The sequence below is a fragment of the Lactobacillus sp. UMNPBX12 genome, assembly GCF_002553955.1.
In the GTDB taxonomy this organism is placed as follows: domain Bacteria; phylum Bacillota; class Bacilli; order Lactobacillales; family Lactobacillaceae; genus Lactobacillus; species Lactobacillus crispatus.
The window spans coordinates 1-294 of record NZ_PCYY01000087.1; the positions used below are offsets into that span (position 1 = coordinate 1).

At 41.5% G+C, this 294-nt stretch carries 1 protein-coding gene; it reads right to left on the reverse strand.

The genetic code is table 11. The annotated features are described in order from the left end of the window. On the reverse strand, nucleotides 1–294 hold a 294-nt coding region (locus CP363_RS10605), incomplete at both ends, for an IS30 family transposase (RefSeq protein ID WP_143468732.1).

The window sequence follows — 294 nt, forward strand, 5'->3', positions numbered from 1 at the left end:
CATCTTTGGTTTTATGCCCTAGAACAAGATCACATTCCCAATGACCAAATTCATTGCGCTGGTCAATCTCTTTAGGTCGCTCTTCGATGCTTCGTCCCAGCTTTTTCTTGTTTTTGCGAACATGATGGAACTTGGTGTTGCGTTTAATTTTTTCAGGCAAATCATAGTTCTTAATTGCAATTAGGCCTTGTTCTACATAGTTGTACAAAGTTCTGGTGCAGACTGTTTGATGATGTGAGAATTCACCGATAGCTAAGCTACGATTGGCACAAACGTCAAGTGACCAGCCGTCCT